Raw genomic sequence first — 19,289 nt, 5'->3', positions numbered from 1 at the left:
GATGACGCGAATATGCTGATCGAAAGATTCGGCAGTTTCCGAATGAGGAGTATGCGTTTCACAAAAAGAGAAGCAGCGCTGGACAACTTCCGTATATTCGCAGTATCCCCACAGTTGTTGCGGTGTGCGTGGGCCGCGGCGTGATCGTTTCTGCGAAGAACGGAGCTTTCCCATGGATATGCGGATTGCGGGCCGGATTGCGGCTCGATGTGCGGTGGTGTCTTTGCTGGCGGCAACGGCGGTTATGGCGGAGGTTCCGCAAAGCGCAGGTGAGGCGCGCGCGGTGCGAGCTTTTGAAACTGCGCAAAAGCTAGGCACGCCGGTGCTATATGCCTTTCTGAAAGCGATGCCGAAGGGTGCGGAGCTGCACTATCACCTCTCCGGCGGCATCTATGCCGAAACATTTCTTCAGGATGCGGTGAAGCAGCACTTATGTATCGATCCGGTCACAGCGCGCTACGCGAAGCCTCCAGCGGGATCGACAACTTTGCCGACGGAGCCATGTCCTGAAGGGACGATTTCGGTAGCCAAAGCGGTCGAAGACCAGAAGCTCTATGACCGGCTGGTGGATGCGCTCTCGATGCGGAGCTTTGTGCCGAGCGATGGGTTTACCGGGCATGATCAGTTTTTCTCGGGAAACAGAACCAATGGACCATCGGGCTGGACGGGCGAGTGGCTGACTGAGGTAGCCGTGCGCGCGGCGGACCAGAACGAGCTGTATCTCGAAGTGATGACCTCGCCGGACTTCAGGAAATGGATAGCCCTCAGCTCGCAGGTAGCGTGGCCTGGAGATTCCGGCGAGGGTATGGATCGCGCTCGGTTGGCAAAGATGCGCGACGAGTTGGTTGCGGCGGGCGTGTTGAATGGCATCCCGGATGGCCGCAGGCAGATGGACGAGGCCGAAGCAACGCAGCGGCAAATCGAGCAGTGCCGCACCGCGCAGCCGGATGCAGCGTGTGACATCAAGCTGCGCTACATCTTCACCATCGGCCGCGGTCAGCCGCCTGCGAACGTGTTCGCGCAAGCGCTGATCGGGTTTGCGCTGTGCGCGGCTGACCCACGTTTTGTAGGCATCAACATCGCTGCTCCCGAAGATGGCCGAATAGCGATGCGGGATTATCATCTGCACATGCAGATGCTGGACTATCTGCATTCGCTGTATCCGCAGGTGCATCTGTCGCTGCATGCAGGTGAGCTTGCGCCGGGATTAGTGCCGCCGGAAGGGCTACGCTTCCATATCCGCGAGGCGATTGAGCTGGGCCATGCGGAACGCATCGGGCACGGTGTGGATGTCTTTTATGAAGATGATGCGCCGGGCCTCGTGAAAGAGATGGCGGCGAAGCACATCATGGTCGAGATTAATCTGACTTCCAACGATGTCATTCTGGGCGTCAAAGGGCGTGACCATCCGCTTGCCGGATATCGCGCAATGGGCGTGCCTGTGGCGCTGAATACCGATGATGAGGGCAACTCGCGCATTGATCTCACACACGAGTATGTGAAGGGCGCGGAAGAGCAGGGGCTCGGTTATCTGGATATGAAGCAGATGGCACGGACGTCGTTTGAGCACGCGTTTCTGCCGGGCGCGAGTTTGTGGACGCAGAACGATGTCTTCACGCATCGCATTGCTGCGTGCGCCGCGTCGATAGAGGCAAACAGCAAACCGGATGCAAAGTGCGCTGCATTCTTGAGGACCAGCGAGAAAGCCACAGAACAGTGGGAACTCGAGCGGAGATTTGCCGCCTTCGAGGTGAATCCGCCAATGTTTGCGCGATGAGGGATGAGGATGCGGCGATGAAGGAATCGGGTGTGGGGCGTAAGCTGACGCGGCGCGAGGTGTTAGCGATGGGGCTGACGGGGACTGCGATGATGGCGGCATCGGCACGCAACGCCGTCGGTTCTCCTGCGCCAGCCGAGACGCAAAGCACGGGGAAACCTGTGGAATCGGGAGTCGATGGAGAGCGGGTTGATCTGGCCATCATCAACCGCGACCGCAAATGGCTTGATCTGGAATCAATGGCGACGCTGGAGCGCAGCTTCAACATCGATACTCCGATCGGCAAGAGTCCGCTGATTCGCAAGCTGCGGTACAAGGATGTTCCGTTTTACTACCTGCCGCGCTATGGCGACGCAGGCAGTGGTGAGATTGCGGCGACGGATGATGAGGAATTTCCGGGGCAGCGCTCGGTGCAGATATGGGTCACGCTGATGACGCTGGGCGTGCGCAACGTGCTGCATGGCAATCTGATTGGCGCAGTGAACACGGACTATGCGCTGGCGGATGCTGCGCTGCCGGACGATTTCATCGATTTCAAGCCGAATCATCCGCAATCGGTACTGCCTTACTTCTTCAAAGGCAAGCCGGATGTGGCGTGGAAGCGCTGGGGTACGCGGATGAATCCGGTGATGTGTCCGGACCTGCGAAGGGCGATGTATGACCAGTCACTGACGCATCATTTTGCGCGCGTGCATTACGGAGGTACGCTGGCGCAGACGCACACCGACCGATGGGAGACTCCAGCGGAGATTCGCATGCTGCGCACACTAGGCGCGGACCTGACGTGCACGCTAGATGGGACCTATATTGTGTATGCCAAGCAGGCAGGCATTCACTATGCGACGCTGCTGATGGTGATGAATTACGGCGAGGGATTGCGGCCGTTGGATGTGCCCATGATCCCGGAGCTGGATATGCAGCGTTGCGCGAAGTCAATGCGAGAGACGCTGCTGGAGACGGTTGCGTCACTCAAAGGTTTCAAGCATGCGTGCGACTGCTTCAAGCTCGAAGAAGAGCGCTATCGTGCGATCTTTCCGTACACGACTTCATGAAAGCAGGCATTGCTTCAATGGCGTTTGCCAGGAATGTCGTGGCCGTTCTGGTGCAAGATGAGTGAATCGATGGAGCCGCTGGGGCCGGGGATAAATTCGATCTCAGCGTTCACCTGTGCAATGAAGAATCGTGCGTGACCGTCTTTTACTCCCTGATACATCATGGGAAGCGCGCCCTGGTTTGTGCCTTGCACGGTGAGTCCGTCGCCTGAGACTGCGACGGTCAGGGCGAAGGTTGGCGCGAGGTCGTAGACGCCGGTGAATTCCGATAGCTCACTCTTCGCGATGGGAACGGCTTTTCTCTCATCGGCCAGGGTCACGGTTTTGCCGAGCATGACGTCGATGAGCTGGCTCGACATCTGGTCTGGTGCGCCGCCGTTTACGTTGCTGAGCACCACAACGCAAAGGCTGTGATCCGGAACCCAGGTCAGGCTGGTGTTGAATCCCTCGATGCCGCCGTTGTGGGAGATGATGCGCACGCCATCTTTGGTTTGTATGCCGAGTCCCATGCCATAGTCGCCTTTGCCGGGGGTGGTCATGAGCTTGAGCGAATCGGCTGAGAGGATCTTGCCGCTGAAGAGTGCGTGCTCCCATGTGAGCAGGTCGTGCGTGGTGGAATAAATGGAGCCGGCTGCCCAGGGCACAGTCATGGATTCGGAGCGCGCGACCTCAAGACCGTGTTCCGACGGCAGATAGCCTTCGGCGCGTTTGGGTAGGACCAGTTCATCGTTATCGAGGCCTGTGTCTTTCATGCCAAGCGGATCGAAGATTTGCTCGCGCAGCAGGTTGCCGTATCGCTTTCCGCTGACTTTCTGAATGACAGCACCAAGAACTTCGTAGCCGGAGTTGCTGTAGGAGAACTGACTGCCGGGCTCGAAATCGAGCGGTTTATCACGGAAGAAGTCGAGGATTTCATCGGGCGTGTGTGGAGGCATTCTCCACTTGCCGAATTCTTTGAGGCTCGTGAAGTTAGGGATTCCGGAAGTGTGGCCGAGAAGTTCGGCGATGGTGATCTTAGACCACGCTTTCGGCGTATCGGTGAGGTATTGGCCGATGGGGTCCTGAATATAAAGCTTGCCATCCTGCTGCAGTAGCAGGATCAGCGTAGCGGTGAATTGTTTGGTGAGCGAACCGAGACGGAACTTGGCATCTGGTGCGTCCGGGATATTCCATTCGAGGCTGGCCATTCCATAGCCTTTGTCGAGGACAATCTTGTCTCCCTCAGCGACGAGGACGGTACCCATGAAGGCATTGTCTTTGGTGTACGAGCTAGCTATCTGATCGAGGCGCGCGTTGCGTGCAGCTTCGTCGGGGGCCTGAGTCTTGGCAATCAAAGGGACGCTGACGAGGATAGAGAGAATGCAAGCAGTCCATCGTTTCATGGATAGCCTCCAAATGAAACAAAGCTGAGAAGGACCGGAGAAGCTTAGCAGAGGTGGAGAGCAAAATCGCAGAAAAAGTGGCCCAGGTGAAAGCTGAAGGGTATTGCGTTCTCACTTTCCGCACCGATCCCGTATAGTCGCAGTATCCAAATCGCCGGAGGCCGTCGCTTGGCTGAGTTTCAACCGTATGTTTCTCCCCAGGAGCAGCGCCCTGAATTTACCGCACGTGCGTTGCTGCTTGGCTCGTTCTTTGGCATTGTCTTCGGTGCGGTCACAGTGTACGTAGGGCTGCGCGCTGGATTGACGGTGGCTGCGTCGATACCGATCTCGGTGTTGTCGATCAGTATTCTGCGTGTCTTCGGTAAGTCGTCGATTCTCGAGAACAATATCGTGCAGACGACAGGCAATGCGGGCCAGTCTATTGCCTCGGGCGTCATCTTTACGCTGCCCGCGTTGATCTTTCTGGGATTCGATCTCGAATATTCACGGATCTTCATGCTGGCGCTGATTGGCGGATGGCTGGGTGTACTGTTCATGATTCCGCTGCGGCGACAGCTGATTGTGGAGGAGCACGGGACGTTGACCTATCCCGAGGGAACTGCCTGCGCAGACGTGCTGATTGCCGGCGACCGCGGTGGCAGCTTTGCAAGCCGTGTCTTTTATGGTTTGGGGCTGGGCGGACTTTATACGCTCTTTCAGAATGAAAACCTCTTTGCCGCGTGGCCCGGAACGCCGGACTGGCAGCCGGATTTCGGTCCGCAGCACATCATGAAGGGCGCGGCCATTCGCGCGGATGCGACACCGGAGTATCTGGGGGTGGGATACATCATCGGTGCGCGCGTAGCGGGAACGATCTTTGCTGGCGGCGTGCTGTCGTGGCTCGTGATCATGCCACTGATCTACTTCTTCGGTAAGACAATCGACCATCCTATCTATCCCGGCACTGTTCCGATTGCGCAGATGGGACCGAGTCAGCTGTGGTCGAGCTATATCCGGCCTATGGGCGCAGGCGCGGTCGCTGCTTCGGGGCTGATCACGCTGCTCAAGACGATTCCGACGATTGTCAGTGCGCTGAGTAGCGGTTTCAGCAAAATGCGCGGCAACAAGGCGGGCGCGGCGAAACCAATTCGTACGGAAGATGACCTATCGATGCGCGTGGTTGTGCTCGGCTCGCTTGCGCTAGTGGTCATGATGTTTCTCTTTCTTGAGTTCAAACCGGTGCCGGGAACATTCGTGGGACCGATGGCGAATCTCGCGGCATCGCTGCTTATCGTGGTTTTTGGATTCCTCTTTGTGACGGTCAGCTCGCGGATTGTGGGCCTGATTGGCAGCTCGGCGAGCCCGGTAAGCGGAATGACGATTGCGACACTGATGGCGACTGCCGCGGTGTTTCTGGTGAAGGGCTGGACAGCGCCGGCCTACGGCGCGCTTGCGATCACGGTGGGTGGCGCGGTTTGTATTGCGGCTTCAAACTCGGGCGACACAAGCCAGGATCTGAAGACCGGCTTCCTGATCGGGTCGACGCCGCGGCTGCAGCAGATTGCGCTGATGATCGGTGTCTGCGTTTCTACCGTGGTGATTGGGCTGACACTCAACGCCATGAATACCGGGCTGCAGGAGTTTCGTGCTGCTTCACAGACATGGGATATCAACGCGCAGCACCAGGGAGTTGCCGTGCAGCAGAATGCGAAGCTGCCGGAGCAGTTTGATGTAAAGAGCGCGAACCAGACGGCGACCCATCACGCAAGCGAATACATCGTACTCAACGCGCTGGGCTCACCGGAGCTGGCCGATGGCAAATATCTCTATTCACCCACGACCCACCGCATCGAGGTGCAGTGGATTCAGGGTATCGGCAGCGAAAGGGCCGCTGCTCCACAGGCGCGGCTGATGGCAACAGTAATCAACGGCATCCTCAGCCAGAAGCTGCCGTGGGGGCTGGTGCTACTTGGTGTGTTTATCGTGATCGCAGTCGAGCTACTTGGTGTGCGGTCGCTCTCGTTTGCTGTCGGTTCGTATCTCTCGATTGCGACGACGCTGGCGATCTTTACCGGTGGTGTAGTGCGATGGATCGTCGATCGTGCACTGGAAAAGGCAGGGCAGCAGGATGAGGGAGAGATCAGTCCCGGCTCACTCTACGCTTCAGGACTGATTGCTGCAGGCGGAATCGTTGGCTTGCTGGGTGTGGCGATCAAGGCTTACGAACAGCTTGCGGATACGCATGTGCCGATCCAGTTTCCGGAGACGAACTTTCTTCATCATGATCTGGTGTCGGTGCTGATGTTTGGTGCATTGGCGTTTTCGCTCTACTACTTTGCGCGCAAGCCTATGGGTAAGTCGTAGCGACGCTCATCAGCTGCAACGATGTGGCGGGCTGGTTTGAGTTTATTGCAGGAGCCAGAGAATGCCGGCTGCGGTGACCGCGCTGGAAACCGCGAATTGAATCCAGCGTGAATAAGAACGCTGGGTGAGTGGGGCGCGCCAGGTTTTTATATTCTCGGCTGCTTTGCCGACTACGGTGAAGACCTCATGCCAGGTTTCGACCTTAGTAACGGTGGCGCTGATTTCTGAAATCTCTACGTAGGGGCGTGCGCCTCGGCGGTACCAGCCTTTAACGGTGACCTGCTCGCCGATGAAGTTATCGGCTTTAGAAAGCGCAAAGAAGAGCCGCCCGAGCGGGATAGATGACCGGTATAGCAGGAACATGAGGCCCGTATCGTCTTTGAGGACAAGGTCGGGACTCCAGAAAGCGCCGGGGAAGCCATTGCCGACGACTTCGCCGTGGAGTTCGATCGCGCGCGGCTGCATTTCGGAAACCTCCAGATCTTCGAGCATGGCTTCAATGCGCATGGGCTGGAATTCTCCGTGATAGCGATAGGCGATGCGGATCATCCAGGTGACACCAAGAGCGGTGAGCAGAGTGGGCGGCGCCGCAGGTGACTGCAGCAGCGGTATCGAGAAATGGACGTGATAATGCGCGAGTACCTCGGAGACAGGCTTTCCAAAGAGGAGCAGGATGCCGGAGATCCATGGACCTGCCCAGATGAGGAATTCGATGGGGAAGCGCCACGGGAAAGAGATGGAATCGGTCTCGGGCAGCGGATATGCAGGAACACCGCGCATCTCGATTGCCTGACGATTCAGGGCGCGAACGCGATGGGCGACGAGGGGATGGGTAGAGGAGAGTTCGTAAACAGAAGCCCAGGGATTGACAAGATCCCAGCGCATGACAGCCGCAGCCTTGGCGGGGTCGGATAGTGCCAGACCGAGGGTCCGGTTTGAGTTGAGGTTGGCGATACCCATGAGAGAGACGGTATTGCCGATGTGACGCTGCTTGGCGAATTGCTTTTCGGCTTCCTTCTTGCCCGATTTGCGAACGGCTTCGCGATAGTCGTACTCGAACTGCAGCATGCCGTAAGAGATCTTGATCAGCGCCGACGAAAGCGCTTCGGGGGCGTGGGTCACGCACGCAGAATAGTGATCCGCGGAAGCCTCGCGCACACGATTGAGGGCCAATAGCACGAATTGACTGATCCAGTAGAAGGCATAGGCGGTGAAGGCGATGACACGGGTCTCCTTGACGGAGCGGGTCCATACAAAAATCTGGTAGAGGATGAGCGGAGCCAGCGAAGCAACCGCCATGACTGCGAAATCGACGTGCGCGATGTGGCCGAGTTCGTGGGCGATGACGGCCTTCACTTCATCCTCGGAGAGAGCACCGATCAGGCCGTCGGTGAGAACCATGCGGGCGTCGGAACGAAGACGACCAAAGCAGAAAGCATTTGGCGTGGCGCTGTGGATGACTCCGATGCGAGGCACGGGAAGGCCCTGTTCCGCACAGAGCTTTTCGATGTATTCGCGATAGACGGTTGGCAACGCGTCGTCGTACCAGTCAATGGAGAGCATCCACTCGATGAACCAGGGTGACAGTAGATACTGCACGCCAATGAAGACGATGGGGAACACGATACCCCACGCGATCGAAAGCGAGTGGTGGAGCATATAAATATCCGCGATGGCGAAGACCATGCCATACAGAAGAAATAGCGCTGCGAACGAACGGACGAGGAATTTCATCGAGATGTCCCCAAAGGCAGCATTTACCACGAAAGGCAAGCGCAGTTTACCGCGAGTTTTGTGCGTCAATGCCGCGACTTTTCAGAAATGTTATGAAAATACCACACAACTCAGAGCTATGGAGAAGTAACTCCGGTAACTCATTTTACTTGACCGAAGATAGGAGAGTAACTTGGAAGCGGCTTCAGCCAAATCAATAATTGAGTTGACTAATGCGACGTTGCGCATCGAGCCCTGCGGGGCTTTGCGGAGCGATGTGGACGGCCTGCTGCCATGCGCGGCGGGCGCCGTCTTCGTCAGAGCGTTTCTCAAGAATTTGTCCCCAGTAACTCGATGCAGCCGCCGCTAACTCTGGTGGCAGGTTGCCGTTGCGGGCGTCGGTTTCCGCACGAGCCGCGAGCCAGCTGAAGTCGGACTCAGCCTGGGCGCGCCGATGGTAGAAGGCGGGCAGATGCCAGTCGGTGGCAGCGCGCAGAAAGCGGACTTCGGGATCATCGGGAGCTTCATTGACAGCTTCATCCAGCAGGTTGAGGCCCTCAGCGCACTGCTGATGCAGGTTCCAGACAGCCCAGCTATGAGCAGCATCAAGAAGCTGGAGACTGCCATGATAGGCCTTCGCAATCGGATCGCCGGGATAGGCATTTTCTAGACGAGACAGCGCAGTGTGCGCTTCGTTATCTGCGTCTCTTCCCTGCCCTGCGACTACCTTAAAATACGCGATACGCGTGTCTTGCAGGAGACTTCGATACTCAGCGCCGTCAGACGCATTGGGCGCCGAGCGCTCTGGTGCAACCGCGTGAGACGTTTGCGAAGCAGCGAACGGTAACAAGCAAAGCGCTGTGAGTAAAGATCGCAGATGGCTGTGAACCGGCAAAACCACTCCTCGTTACAAGTTATTGCTGATAGCGGTAGTTCAGCTTATCCGTCCAAGCTGCAGGAATCAGCGCAGGCTGTACTCCCGTTCTTTCCAGACTGCACGGCGACCGAAAAGTTTCCCCAGCAATGCACTCCATTGCAACACCAGCAGTAGAAAAATTCCGATCGGATGAAGCAGTGCTCCGTACCAGCTTGCGCGATAGTGCCACGTAGCAAAGAGGCGCACCAGCATGGTCAAGGTGAAGACAAACAGTGCAGTCGAGAGTTCCTGTGCATTGCGGAAAAGCAGCGCGACAAGAGCCAGCGGCAGCGGTAAGACCTGACCGATGAAGAGCAGCAGAGAAAAGATTGGAAGGCGGGGCAAGGTGGCCATGCCCTCCGTTGCGTTTTTCGAGAGGCCGCGCCAGACCTCGCCGGCGCTGGTGTACATGCGGCACTGCGCATCGCGGCTAAAATCAAAAACGCGGGTACGAAAGCCATGCTTGCGAAACAGGGCGGGCAGTCTGATGCCATCGTGCATCGTGAGCTTATGGGCAGAGTGGCCGCCGGAGACGAAATAGGCATCGCGCCGCGCCATCATGATTTGTCCGCAACCCGCTGCGAACATGGGCCAGTTGCTGAGTCGTTCGCCAATCAATGGCAGATAGCCAAGCAAAACGAAGTGGATCAGCGGCAGCAGGAGATGCTCTACAAAGGAGCCCGTAACGAGACGTGGAAAGGCGGAGACCAGCGACATCTCAGCCTTTTTTTTCCCCTGATGGTTAAGCTCACTGGTCAGGCGATACAAGGCTTCGGTGTTGAGGCGGACGTCGGCGTCCAGGAAGCAGAAGACGTATCGATTGGACAGCGAGGCCAGCACCCAGCAGGCATGCTGCTTGCCATTCCAGCCGTCGGGCAGAGGCGGCGCTGTTTCAAGCCGCACACGAGAGTCAAGCGCCGCAATGGCGCGGACGATCGCAGCGGTGTTGTCGGTGGATCCATCGTCGAGAATGATGACTTCGATATCGACGCCACGGGATTTGAGCACCCCCGTGAGCGTGGCCTCGATATTGGCTTCTTCATTGCGAGCCGGGATGAGAACCGAGATTGGCGGAAGCAGGGTACGGTTCCATTCAGGGCCGAGGCGGCGGAAGAGGACCGCATTGATGACGAAGTGCAGGGCCGTGAGAAGAGCAACGAAGAAGGAAGCCTGGATGAGCACTGCATTCACGGTCAAAATCTGGTTGACCGTTGCGGGCGCGAGAGAGGCAAAAATGCAGGTAAGCAGGCAGAGATTCATCTATTGTGCAGATTATCGTGATCGTGGACGTATCTGCGGCCTGTCAATAAGCAGGTGAAGCGTTTCCACATCTCGTAGATGCCGCCGATGCCGCTGTATCCAGTGAGGATGGTGACGAAGGCCTCGGGATCACGCTCGGTAGCAAGCATGGTCAGCTCATCGAGCGTGGCGGCCATGGCAAAGGAGCAGAGATTGGTCCAGGTTGAGGCTTCTTCCATCGTGCCGTCGGCCACATTCAGCGGCTCACCGATGTTGATGAGGATCTCTGGCAGGCGCTCATTCCAGAAGGTGTACTCCATGGCGATGGGCACGCAGGTCAGGCGTCCTGTGCGGCTCATCAGAGCACCGAGACCAGGGCGAAAGACGATGGGACGCTTGCGCACATCTTGAAACTGACTTTCCGGAGTGATCCAGAGAACGGAGCCGTGGCGATGGAGGATCTGCGATCCGGCACGAAGAAGCTGGGCCGCGCCGCGCGGGGAGCCGTTCTCCACTGGAAAGAAGCCCATGGAGCGGAAGATGCCGTAGTGGTTGAGGGATGCTGCATCCATGGGGGCGTAGTGCTCGCGATGGGGCAGCAGGGCCTGCCCCAGCAGCATGCCAGCCAGCGGATCCCACCAGGAAGAATGGTTGGCGAAGAGAATCAACGGCTCAGCGTGGAGCGGGATGCGCCCCGGATTGGCAACGCGGATTGCGTGAAAATGGCGACTTACATACGAGCGTACGTAGAAGGAGAAGAGCGAGAGAGCACGCCGGGAGGGAGCACGGAGATCTCCGCCTGGTCGCGTCGGAATGGCTTGAGCTCGCATCATACCGCCGTCAACTGCTCCTCAACCTGCCGCCTGGACGTTCCGGCGGCCTCACTTCCACGATAACGCCGATCGAGCGCGTCTGCAGCAATCCAACCGGACATCATTACCATGGGCATGCCCGGACCGGGGTGGGCCGCGCCGCCCGCAAGGAAAAGACCGTCTATATCGCGGCGCTGATTGGAGGGCTTAAAAGCGCCATTCCAGCGGCCATGACTGGCGAGTCCGTAGATAGCTCCATTGAGGACTTTGTAGCGCTCGTGAATATCGACCGGAGTGAGCGCGCTCTCGAATACGATGCGGTTCTCGATATCCGGCATACCGGCCGCGCGTTTTAATTTATCGAGAATGACCTGGCGGTACGCCGGAAGCATCGTTTTCCAGTCATGCTCGGGACGCAAATAAGGCGTATGTACAAGGATATAAAGCGCGTCGCCGCCTTCAGGAGCGGTGGCAGCCTCGGTGCGGGTGGTTGAGGCGAGATAGCAGGTCGGGTCAGGAGCAGGCTTGCCTTTGCGATAGATGGCGTCGAACTCCTCCTTCGGGTCACGTGAGAAAACGAAACAGTGATGCGCGAGGTGTTCGTAGCGCTTGTTGAGGCCAAGGTAAAGCACAACGCCCGAGCAAGCGGGCTCGTATGTGCGTTCGCCGTTGAAGCGCCGGGCGAACTCGCCGCCGATCAGTTCGCGGTAGGTGCGCACGGAGTCTTCATTTGAGACAACGGTGTCAAAATGGTGAGCCTCGCCGCTGATTACAATCCCTGTTACGCGGTCTGACTCGACCATGATGCGTTCGACTTCGGCGTGGGCGTGATAGATCACGCCTAGCTCGTTACCAAGCTTCACGAGTGCTTCAGGGACGGCGCGCGTGCCGCCCATGGGGTACCAGATGCCTTCTTCGGACTGCATGTGGCCGATGGCGCAGAGGATAGCCGGAGATGCCTCGGGCGAGGAGCCAACATACTGCGTGTAGTGGTCGAGCATTTGCGCGACGCGATGATCCGGAATGTATTCGCGGATAGTTCCGGCAACAGTCTTGCCGAGGCGCATTCGCATGACATCGCGTAACACTTCGAGCGAAAAGCTGTTTTTTAGATCGAAGGTATCGCGCATGGAGCCGACGGGACGCCAGAAGAAGAAGCGGTTGCTGATGGAGTGGAGTTGTTCAGACAAGCCCTGAAAACGCAGAAAGCCGTTGCCCATGCCGGGCTTGAGCTGGTCGAGCTTGCGGGCCATCGCAGCGTGATTGTCTTCAAGATCGAGGACGAGGCCATCATCGAAGAAGCAGCGCCATTGCGGGTCAAGACGCACAAGGTTCAGGTAGTCCTCCATCTGACGGCCTGCTTCGAGGAAGATGCGTCGCAGTACGGAAGGACGGATGAGAATCGTCGGCCCCATGTCGAAGCGGAAGCCGTTCTCTTTTAAAACCGCAGCCTTGCCGCCGAGCCACGGATTCTTTTCGAAGACCTCGACCTGATATCCACGCGCAGCGAGAGTAGCCGCGGCTGCGAGGCCGCCGAGTCCTGAACCGATGACTGCAATTCGCATGGCAAACCGCCTCTTCTTATCAATCACCGGTGGAGGTCATCAGCAGGCCGATTGCCTGCGATTTGTCGTCGGACTGCACAAGCATAATGCGGTCTTGCTACGGCGCTCCGGTGTCAGAAAGGTCTTGCGCCGGATGAAGCCGGGTCCAAGAGAGCCTCGGGACCGGCAAATGCACGAACCTCCGCGAAAACACCCTGTTTAGGATTGCTGTTTTTCATGATCTCGCGGAAGCCAAGCGCCTGGAAGCGGTCCATAAGCTTGGCAGTAGCGGCGGGTGCCGTCTCTTCAAAATAATGCACTTCCATGATGAGATAGCGAATCTTGCATACCAGAGCGTCCGGTAGCGCAGCGAACATCGCGAATTCTTCGCCTTCGATATCGATTTTGCACAGGTCCACTATTTCAGGTGCAAAGAATCGTTCATAAATACTGGGAAATGTGTCGGTCGATACGGCCACGTGAGGATCCGTCTCGGCAACCCCGAGCGTGCGCATGCTGTCACCGGTGCCACCGCGCGTTGGTTTGATGAAAAGATCACCTTTAGGATAGGCACACACCGCTGCGTTGATCGCGACGGCCTTCTGGCCAAAATTGGTTGCCAGGTTGAGCTTTAAACGATTGTAGGTGAATGGATTCATCTCAATGCATACCAGTCGCGACGGCATTATGCCCTCGACTGCGAGCATCAGTGGAAATCCTCCACCGTTGGCACCCAGATCCAGCACATTTGGCGCGGTAGGAAGGTGAAATAAGGGCAGGTATTTGCGATACATATCGGTGGCAATACAGAGACGTGTTCCACACGCATCGCCGCCGCGAAGATCGATCAGGATATCCAAGCCATTCTTTCGGTATGCCACAAATCCCGTCTTCCGGTCGAGTAGTCTGCCAAGCAGTAACATTGGCCAGTTGTCGAAGATCAGGATTTCCTCGAGTCCCTGAATGCTTTGTTTCAACCCCATTCTGCTCTCCTGCACCATTTTGCTCGGAATTGTAACGTTCGCGAAAAGGTAAAAACTGAAGCATTTGCGATAATTCGTGAAAATTATTTTTCGTTCCTCTGTAATAGGGACAAAGATTAGGCCGCTCATAGGCATACAACATGGCCTGCATTCCTATGAGCGAAACGAATATACCTATCAGCCCTACTTTGGTCTTGTCGTAACTTGCAATGCGTTCCGGACGACTGTAAAAAATCCCTTCCATTTCTGCTTGAATCCCGATCCGTGAATAACCAGAGCAAGTCCCGCAAAAAGGGGAACATGCCTGCTGGAGGTCGATTCATACACCTTGGGCATCACTTTTTTCTGACTTTGAATCGCGCACGGAGTGGTCATGGCGAACAGTCCTTCCGTGCCGCGAGTAACTCCGAATCCGCTTTGACCGCGTCCACCGAAGGGAATGCGCGGATCGGCCGTGGGAACGATGAGGTCGTTGATAACGATGTTGCCGGCGCGAATCTGATGTGCGAAGCGCCGGGCTTCTCGCTCAGAGCCGAAGACGGAAGCAGTGAGCGCGTAAGGGCAGGCGGCGTATGCGGCCAGAGCTTCTTCTGAGCTGGCTGCGCGCATTACCGAGAGTATAGGCGCAAAGATTTCCTCCTGCATGGAGCGTAGAGCAGGCGTTGCGCGCGTGATCAGAGTGGCGCGGCAGCCCACTTCCGGGTTCGAGCTTGCTTTTGAGTTCGCTTCAGCGAGGCCATCCAGCATGATTTCAGCGGTTTGCTCACCGGCGTCGTCGAGCATTGCACGTAACTGCTTTTCGATTGCCGGCGGGAGCGCGACGGGACCGATTTCGGCAAGGGCTGCGGCAAGGCTTGATTCAAAACGTGCTGCTTCTGGCTGTGACAGATCGACGAGGAAGATGCGGCGCGGGGCCATGCAGGTGGCTGAGCCGTTGAAACGCAGACCGAAAGCGAGGGCGCGAACAGCATGATCGAGATCTGCACCGGGAAGAATGAAAGCTGCGTCGCAGCCGGAGAGTTCCATGGTGGAGGGAGTGAGCGTTTCGGCAAGCTGATGCAGCACTGCGCGCCCAGTCTGCGCCGAACCGGTCAAAATCACATGATCGACGCCGGAGGCGAAGGCGGCCTCGGCAGATGCAATATCCGATGGCAGGATGGTGAGCAGCTCCGCATCAAGGCCGGATTCAGCGAACAGAGTCTTCAGCGCAAATGCGCAGGTTTCCGTGTCTGGAGCAGGCTTCCATAGCACCGCATTGCCTGCAACGAGAGCTTGTAGGGTCTGCACTCCGGCAAGCAACAGCGGGTAATTGGCAGGCGCAAGGATGAGGACGATGCCCCACGGGGCACGCTGTACCTCGGCTGTGACGCGGCCAAGCAGTACTGGTCGGCCATCGTCGCCGACGTGGCGGGTGCGCAGGATGGACTCGGCTTCTCGTTCGAGAAAGCGGCATGTTTCCAGCAGCGGCAAGACCTCAGACACAAGCGTGTCGGCGACGGTGCGGTGCAGCGATCCAGGCAGCGAGAGGGGCACAGTCTCGGCCACTGTAGTGGCGTCCGCCGCGATGAGATGACGCAGGGAACGAACAATCTTCACGCGGCGGGCGACTGGCACCGAGGCCCACTGGCGTTGCGCGAGTCGCATGGAGTCGAGATTGAGGGTCGCCATGGTGACCGGTTCCTCGCACGAGATCAGACTGTGCATACGATTGTCTCCCATGAGTGTATGAGCAGGTGTCTCGGACGCATCCAATCAGGGAGCGACCTCATAAACAGCGTTTCCTTTGATCTGAGGTGAGGGATGCCAGCCGGGTTCGAGCTCCAGGTCTTCGAGAAGCAGGCGCGAGGTGATGCGGGCGGACTCGAAGATGACGGGCAGGCCACTGCCGGGATGAGTTCCGCCACCTACAAGATAAACGCCGTCCAAGTCTTCAAAGCGGTTGTGCGGGCGCAGATGCAACATCTGACGCAGTGAGTGGGCCATGCTGAAGGTTGCGCCGAGGTGTAGGTGAAATTCGGAGTTCCATGTGGCGGGGTTCAGGCGACGTTCGACGCGAATGCGTTTTTCTGCGCCTGAAATTCCGATCTTCTCTATCTGTTTCAAAGCAATCGCACGAAGCTTTTCTTCCTTCTGAATCCAGTCCACATTGCTGCTCTCGTGTGTGACGGGGACAAGTATGTAGAGCGTACTCATGCCGTCTGGAGCAAGCGTTGGATCGGTTACGCAGGCATTCTGCACGTAGAAGCTTGGGTCGTCGAGCGTGAGTTGATGATCGTGTTCAATGTCGCGCAGATTCTGCCGGTAGTCGCTGCTGAGGTAGATGGTATGGTGCTTCACATTGTCGTAGTGGCCTTCGATGCCCAGATAGAGCATGAATGTCGAGCAGGAGAAGCGCTTCTTCGCGATGCGCTCGTCGGTCCAGCGTCGGCGCAGATGGTTAGGAATGAGCTGCTGCATGGCTTGTGCGAAGTCGGCGTTGATGACGACGGCGTCGACGCGGAGGTCTTCGTTGGCGGTGTGCACGCCGACGGCGCGGCGGTCTTCGAAGATGAGTCCGGTCGCGGGCGTATTCAGCAGAACGCGCACCCCCATTGATTCAGCAACACGAGCCATTGCCTGTGTTATCGCGCCGCAGCCGCCGATGGGATGAAAGACGCCGTGCTCGTACTCGAGAAACGAGAGGATGCTGAATAGGCTGGGGCACGAGAACGGCGACATGCCCAGATACTTCGACTGGAAGCTGAAGCCGAGGCGGATGCGTTCGTCTTCGAAGTGACGGCGCAGATCGGAGTCGAGCGAGCGCCACGGGCGGACGAGCGGCAGCATGCGCAGAATATTGGGCCGCAGCAAGTCGCGCCAGCTCTCGAACTGCGTCTGCAGGATGGGTGTGAAACGCTGCAGTTTTTCGCGATTGTCGCGGAAATATGCGTCGAGGCGTTCGGCGTCTGCTGGAGAGATGGCGGCGATCTCGCGCTTCATGCGCTCGACGTCGGCTGTGGCATCGATCTTGGCTGACAGTTCTCCGCCGTTTGATCCAAATACCAGGCGATACTGCGGATCGAGCCGCTGCATCGGAACTTCTTTTTCGAGCGAGTGGCCGGTCGCCGCGAAAATCTCGCGCAGCACCTGGGGAAAGAGAAAGAACGTGGGCCCGGTGTCGAAGCGGAAGCCGTCGATCTCGATGGTCGAGGTGCGTCCGCCGACGACTGAGCGCTTTTCGAGGATGGTAACTTCGAGGCCAGCTTTGGCCAGCAGCATTGCCGAGGCCAAGCCCCCTGGTCCTGCGCCAAGAATGATGACTCGCCCTGTTCGCCGATGTTTGCTCATGCTTTGAGGTACGCCGTCAATGCTCTTTCGGATTCGTTTGCTGCCGGTTATTGCGGTCGGCCCTGTTTACCAATCTATTTGGCAGACGAGTCCGCAATGGGCGCGGTCAGTCCCTCATTTTGACGAGAGTGGAGCATTAGGGGTGGGATTTTGATCAGGTGCACGTTGTGAACAATAGCGCACTACTGCGAGTGGAATAGCAGAAATTGCATGAGGTCTAAATGGTCACGGCGCTGCTTTAAACTTAGTCCGTGTTGAGCTTGGACGATGATCGCTGGAACAACCTAATCGGGGGCTATCGCATGCCCTTCGATCCACGTCCGTTGACACGGCAGCTTGAGGCTTCTCCCGAAGATGACCAACTCTGGAGTAGGCTGATCGAGGAACTCTACCATCAGGGTGATGTGGATACAGCTTCGTACGCGGCAATCCCTCTCTTGGTGCATATGTTTACCGCAAAGGAAGTTTATCCGTGGCAGCTTTTTGCCTTGATTGGTTGGATCGAATCGGCACGGACGAAAGAACACAATCCCCAACTTCCGGACTGGCTTCGGGCTTCTTACTCGGATGCTATCGAAGCTCTAAGCCTGGCAAGTCTCAAAGTCATCAAGGGAAATGTCAGCGATTCGCAAGTGCAAGGAATGCTATGTGTTCTTGCGTTGTGGAAGGGATTTCCCGTCTATGCTGATGCGCTGATCAGTTTCAGCGAGGAAGAGTTCAAGGAGTTTCTTCCTCACTGAACATGCACATCGGGAAGCCGCCTTATTGCTTCTCCGCACCCACCTCATCCTTGTAAACCTTACCGCCCTTCATTACGAAGCTCACATGCTCCAGCGTCTCAATCTTATCCAGCGGATTGGACGTAACGGCGATCAGGTCGGCGTATTTGCCGGCTTCGAGCGTGCCTACGTCTTTGCTGCGGTCGATGAGATCGGCGGCGCTTGAAGTCGCGGCGTGGATGGCGCCCGCGGGTGTCATGCCGAACTTGACCATGTAGTGAAACTGCTTCGCGTTGTCTCCGTGTGGATAGACGCCGGCATCGGTGCCGAAGGTGATTTTGACCCCGGCTTTGACGGCCTTGGCGAAGTTTTCTCGCTGCAGGCGGCCAACGCTCTTTTCCTTATCGACCATCTCCTGTGGCAGGCCGAACTTCGGGGCCTCTTGCAGGATGTAGTCGTCGTTGTAGATATCGGCGTCGAGGTAGGTGCCGTGCTCCTTCATGAGCTGGATGCCTTCGTCGTCGATGAGGCTGCCATGCTCGATGGAGTCAATACCGGCGCGGACGGCGTCTTTGATGCCCTGCGTTCCGTGGGCGTGTGCGGCAATCTTGCGCCCGGCGCGGTGAGCTTCGTCTGCGGCCACCTTCAACTCTTCGTAGGTGAACTGCTCTGCTCCCGGCTTGTCGCCCGCGGAAAGCACGCCGCCGGTGGCGAGGATTTTGATCACATCGACTCCGTACTTAACCTGCTCGCGAACAACGCGGCGGACCTCATCGGGGCCGTCGGCGATCTGGAAATCTTTTTCAGCTGGATACATCCAGTTGCTCACGGCGGGGGCGAAGCCGTTCATGTCGCCGTGGCCACCGGTGATAGAGATAGGCGGTCCGCTGGCGACGACGCGTGGCCCGGGTATTAGGCCGGAGTTGATGGCATTGCGCAGATCGACCGCAAAGAAAGGCTGCGAGCCAACATCGCGAACGCTGGTGAATCCGGCCATGAGCGTGGCCTTGGCGTTGACGACGCCGTTGAATGCGCCTTTGAACGGGGTCATGCGGACTTCGTTGATCGGGTTGTACTCGTCGGCGCGGGATTCGAGGTGAACGTGACAATCGATGAGACCGGGAAGCACCCAGTCCTGCGAAAGATCGACGACCTTGGCTCCGGCGGGAATGGAGACCTCTGCGGCTGGCACAATCTTGGTAATGCGCTCGCCCTCGACAGTCAGAACTACGTTGTCGCGCAAGTTATCGGACGTCGCGTCGAAGAGATGACCTGCCTTGACATAAACCACCGGAGCAGGAGCGGACGCGGAATCCTGGGCCGACGAGGGAACAGAAAATTCCAAGATGCCCAGGAGACAACAGGTAAGAGCGATGCCGGGAAAGCGGAAACGGGAGCAGGCACGAAACACGAAGAGGACCTCCGATGTAAAGCTGTTTCAGGATGCACCGAAGTATAGAGCACGGGGTTGGAGTTCCCATT

Annotated in this window: 14 protein-coding genes; 4 read left to right on the top strand and 10 right to left on the bottom strand. The window is 57.5% G+C overall.

Features of this window, described 5'->3' with window-relative positions:
- Window positions 1-172: 172 nt before the first annotated feature.
- Both OHL22_RS07280 and OHL22_RS07275 read left to right on the top strand, forming a co-directional pair.
- Window positions 173-1,777 carry an adenosine deaminase family protein gene (locus OHL22_RS07280; protein ID WP_263334896.1) on the top strand — a complete coding sequence of 535 codons (1,605 nt, stop codon included), beginning with the start codon at window positions 173-175 and terminating at the stop codon, window positions 1,775-1,777.
- A gap of 17 nt (window positions 1,778-1,794) precedes the next feature.
- Window positions 1,795-2,829, top strand: coding sequence for a phosphorylase family protein (locus OHL22_RS07275; RefSeq protein WP_263334894.1), 1,035 nt, complete (start codon window positions 1,795-1,797; stop codon window positions 2,827-2,829).
- 14 nt (window positions 2,830-2,843) lie between these two features.
- Here OHL22_RS07275 and OHL22_RS07270 read toward each other — a convergent pair whose 3' ends face one another.
- Entirely contained in the window at window positions 2,844-4,211 is a 1,368-nt protein-coding gene (locus OHL22_RS07270) for a serine hydrolase (protein ID WP_263334892.1), read from the bottom strand.
- A 168-nt stretch (window positions 4,212-4,379) separates the two neighbouring features.
- Here OHL22_RS07270 and OHL22_RS07265 point away from each other — a divergent pair, with 168 nt between their 5' ends.
- Window positions 4,380-6,554 carry an OPT family oligopeptide transporter gene (locus OHL22_RS07265; protein WP_263334890.1) on the top strand — a complete coding sequence of 725 codons (2,175 nt, stop codon included), beginning with the start codon at window positions 4,380-4,382 and terminating at the stop codon, window positions 6,552-6,554.
- A gap of 42 nt (window positions 6,555-6,596) precedes the next feature.
- Here the strand turns inward: OHL22_RS07265 and OHL22_RS07260 are convergent, their stop codons facing one another.
- The 8 genes from OHL22_RS07260 to crtI form a co-directional block, all read right to left on the bottom strand.
- Window positions 6,597-8,288 carry a M48 family metalloprotease gene (locus OHL22_RS07260; protein ID WP_263334887.1) on the bottom strand — a complete coding sequence of 564 codons (1,692 nt, stop codon included), beginning with the start codon at window positions 8,286-8,288 and terminating at the stop codon, window positions 6,597-6,599.
- Between the two features lie 193 nt (window positions 8,289-8,481).
- Window positions 8,482-9,162: a hypothetical protein gene (locus OHL22_RS07255; RefSeq protein ID WP_263334885.1), complete on the bottom strand. Its 681-nt coding sequence runs from the start codon at window positions 9,160-9,162 to the stop codon at window positions 8,482-8,484.
- 66 nt (window positions 9,163-9,228) lie between these two features.
- Window positions 9,229-10,443 (bottom strand): glycosyltransferase, encoded by a 1,215-nt coding sequence (locus OHL22_RS07250; protein WP_263334882.1) that lies wholly within the window; start codon window positions 10,441-10,443, stop codon window positions 9,229-9,231.
- Window positions 10,440-11,255: a lysophospholipid acyltransferase family protein gene (locus OHL22_RS07245; protein WP_263334880.1), complete on the bottom strand. Its 816-nt coding sequence runs from the start codon at window positions 11,253-11,255 to the stop codon at window positions 10,440-10,442. Before OHL22_RS07245 ends, OHL22_RS07250 begins: the two co-directional genes overlap by 4 nt.
- The gene (locus OHL22_RS07240; RefSeq protein ID WP_263334878.1) at window positions 11,252-12,799 is read right to left on the bottom strand and encodes a phytoene desaturase family protein; all 1,548 of its coding nucleotides are present in this window, start codon (window positions 12,797-12,799) and stop codon (window positions 11,252-11,254) included. Before OHL22_RS07240 ends, OHL22_RS07245 begins: the two co-directional genes overlap by 4 nt.
- A gap of 113 nt (window positions 12,800-12,912) precedes the next feature.
- On the bottom strand, window positions 12,913-13,890 hold the full coding sequence (locus tag OHL22_RS07235) for an FkbM family methyltransferase (protein WP_263334876.1): 978 nt from the start codon (window positions 13,888-13,890) through the stop codon (window positions 12,913-12,915).
- Between the two features lie 54 nt (window positions 13,891-13,944).
- Complete coding sequence (locus OHL22_RS07230) at window positions 13,945-15,465, bottom strand: aldehyde dehydrogenase family protein (protein ID WP_263334873.1); 1,521 nt, start codon at window positions 15,463-15,465, stop codon at window positions 13,945-13,947.
- A gap of 48 nt (window positions 15,466-15,513) precedes the next feature.
- Window positions 15,514-17,088, bottom strand: a complete 1,575-nt coding sequence (gene crtI / locus OHL22_RS07225) for a phytoene desaturase family protein (RefSeq protein WP_263334870.1) — start codon at window positions 17,086-17,088, stop codon at window positions 15,514-15,516.
- Window positions 17,089-17,390: 302 nt separating this feature from the next.
- Here crtI and OHL22_RS07220 point away from each other — a divergent pair, with 302 nt between their 5' ends.
- Window positions 17,391-17,828, top strand: a complete 438-nt coding sequence (locus OHL22_RS07220) for a hypothetical protein (protein WP_263334867.1) — start codon at window positions 17,391-17,393, stop codon at window positions 17,826-17,828.
- 22 nt (window positions 17,829-17,850) lie between these two features.
- Here OHL22_RS07220 and OHL22_RS07215 read toward each other — a convergent pair whose 3' ends face one another.
- Window positions 17,851-19,218 carry a Xaa-Pro dipeptidase gene (locus tag OHL22_RS07215; RefSeq protein ID WP_263334865.1) on the bottom strand — a complete coding sequence of 456 codons (1,368 nt, stop codon included), beginning with the start codon at window positions 19,216-19,218 and terminating at the stop codon, window positions 17,851-17,853.
- Between the last annotated feature and the right edge of the window lie 71 nt (window positions 19,219-19,289).

This window comes from Acidicapsa dinghuensis, from assembly GCF_025685685.1.
GTDB classification, from domain to species: domain Bacteria; phylum Acidobacteriota; class Terriglobia; order Terriglobales; family Acidobacteriaceae; genus Acidicapsa; species Acidicapsa dinghuensis.
The sequence above is the reverse complement of the archived record's forward strand: the minus strand, read 5'-3'. Positions and strand labels throughout refer to the sequence as shown.

Coding starts and splice junctions, on each gene's coding strand:
- OHL22_RS07280 (WP_263334896.1), top strand. CDS start 173: ATGGATATGCGGATTGCGGGCCGGATTGCGGCTCGATGTGCGGTGGTG.
- OHL22_RS07275 (WP_263334894.1), top strand. CDS start 1,795: ATGAAGGAATCGGGTGTGGGGCGTAAGCTGACGCGGCGCGAGGTGTTA.
- OHL22_RS07270 (WP_263334892.1), bottom strand. CDS start 4,211: ATGAAACGATGGACTGCTTGCATTCTCTCTATCCTCGTCAGCGTCCCT.
- OHL22_RS07260 (WP_263334887.1), bottom strand. CDS start 8,288: ATGAAATTCCTCGTCCGTTCGTTCGCAGCGCTATTTCTTCTGTATGGC.
- OHL22_RS07250 (WP_263334882.1), bottom strand. CDS start 10,443: ATGAATCTCTGCCTGCTTACCTGCATTTTTGCCTCTCTCGCGCCCGCA.
- OHL22_RS07245 (WP_263334880.1), bottom strand. CDS start 11,255: ATGATGCGAGCTCAAGCCATTCCGACGCGACCAGGCGGAGATCTCCGT.
- OHL22_RS07240 (WP_263334878.1), bottom strand. CDS start 12,799: ATGCGAATTGCAGTCATCGGTTCAGGACTCGGCGGCCTCGCAGCCGCG.
- OHL22_RS07235 (WP_263334876.1), bottom strand. CDS start 13,890: ATGAGCGGCCTAATCTTTGTCCCTATTACAGAGGAACGAAAAATAATT.
- OHL22_RS07230 (WP_263334873.1), bottom strand. CDS start 15,465: ATGCACAGTCTGATCTCGTGCGAGGAACCGGTCACCATGGCGACCCTC.
- crtI (WP_263334870.1), bottom strand. CDS start 17,088: ATGAGCAAACATCGGCGAACAGGGCGAGTCATCATTCTTGGCGCAGGA.
- OHL22_RS07220 (WP_263334867.1), top strand. CDS start 17,391: ATGCCCTTCGATCCACGTCCGTTGACACGGCAGCTTGAGGCTTCTCCC.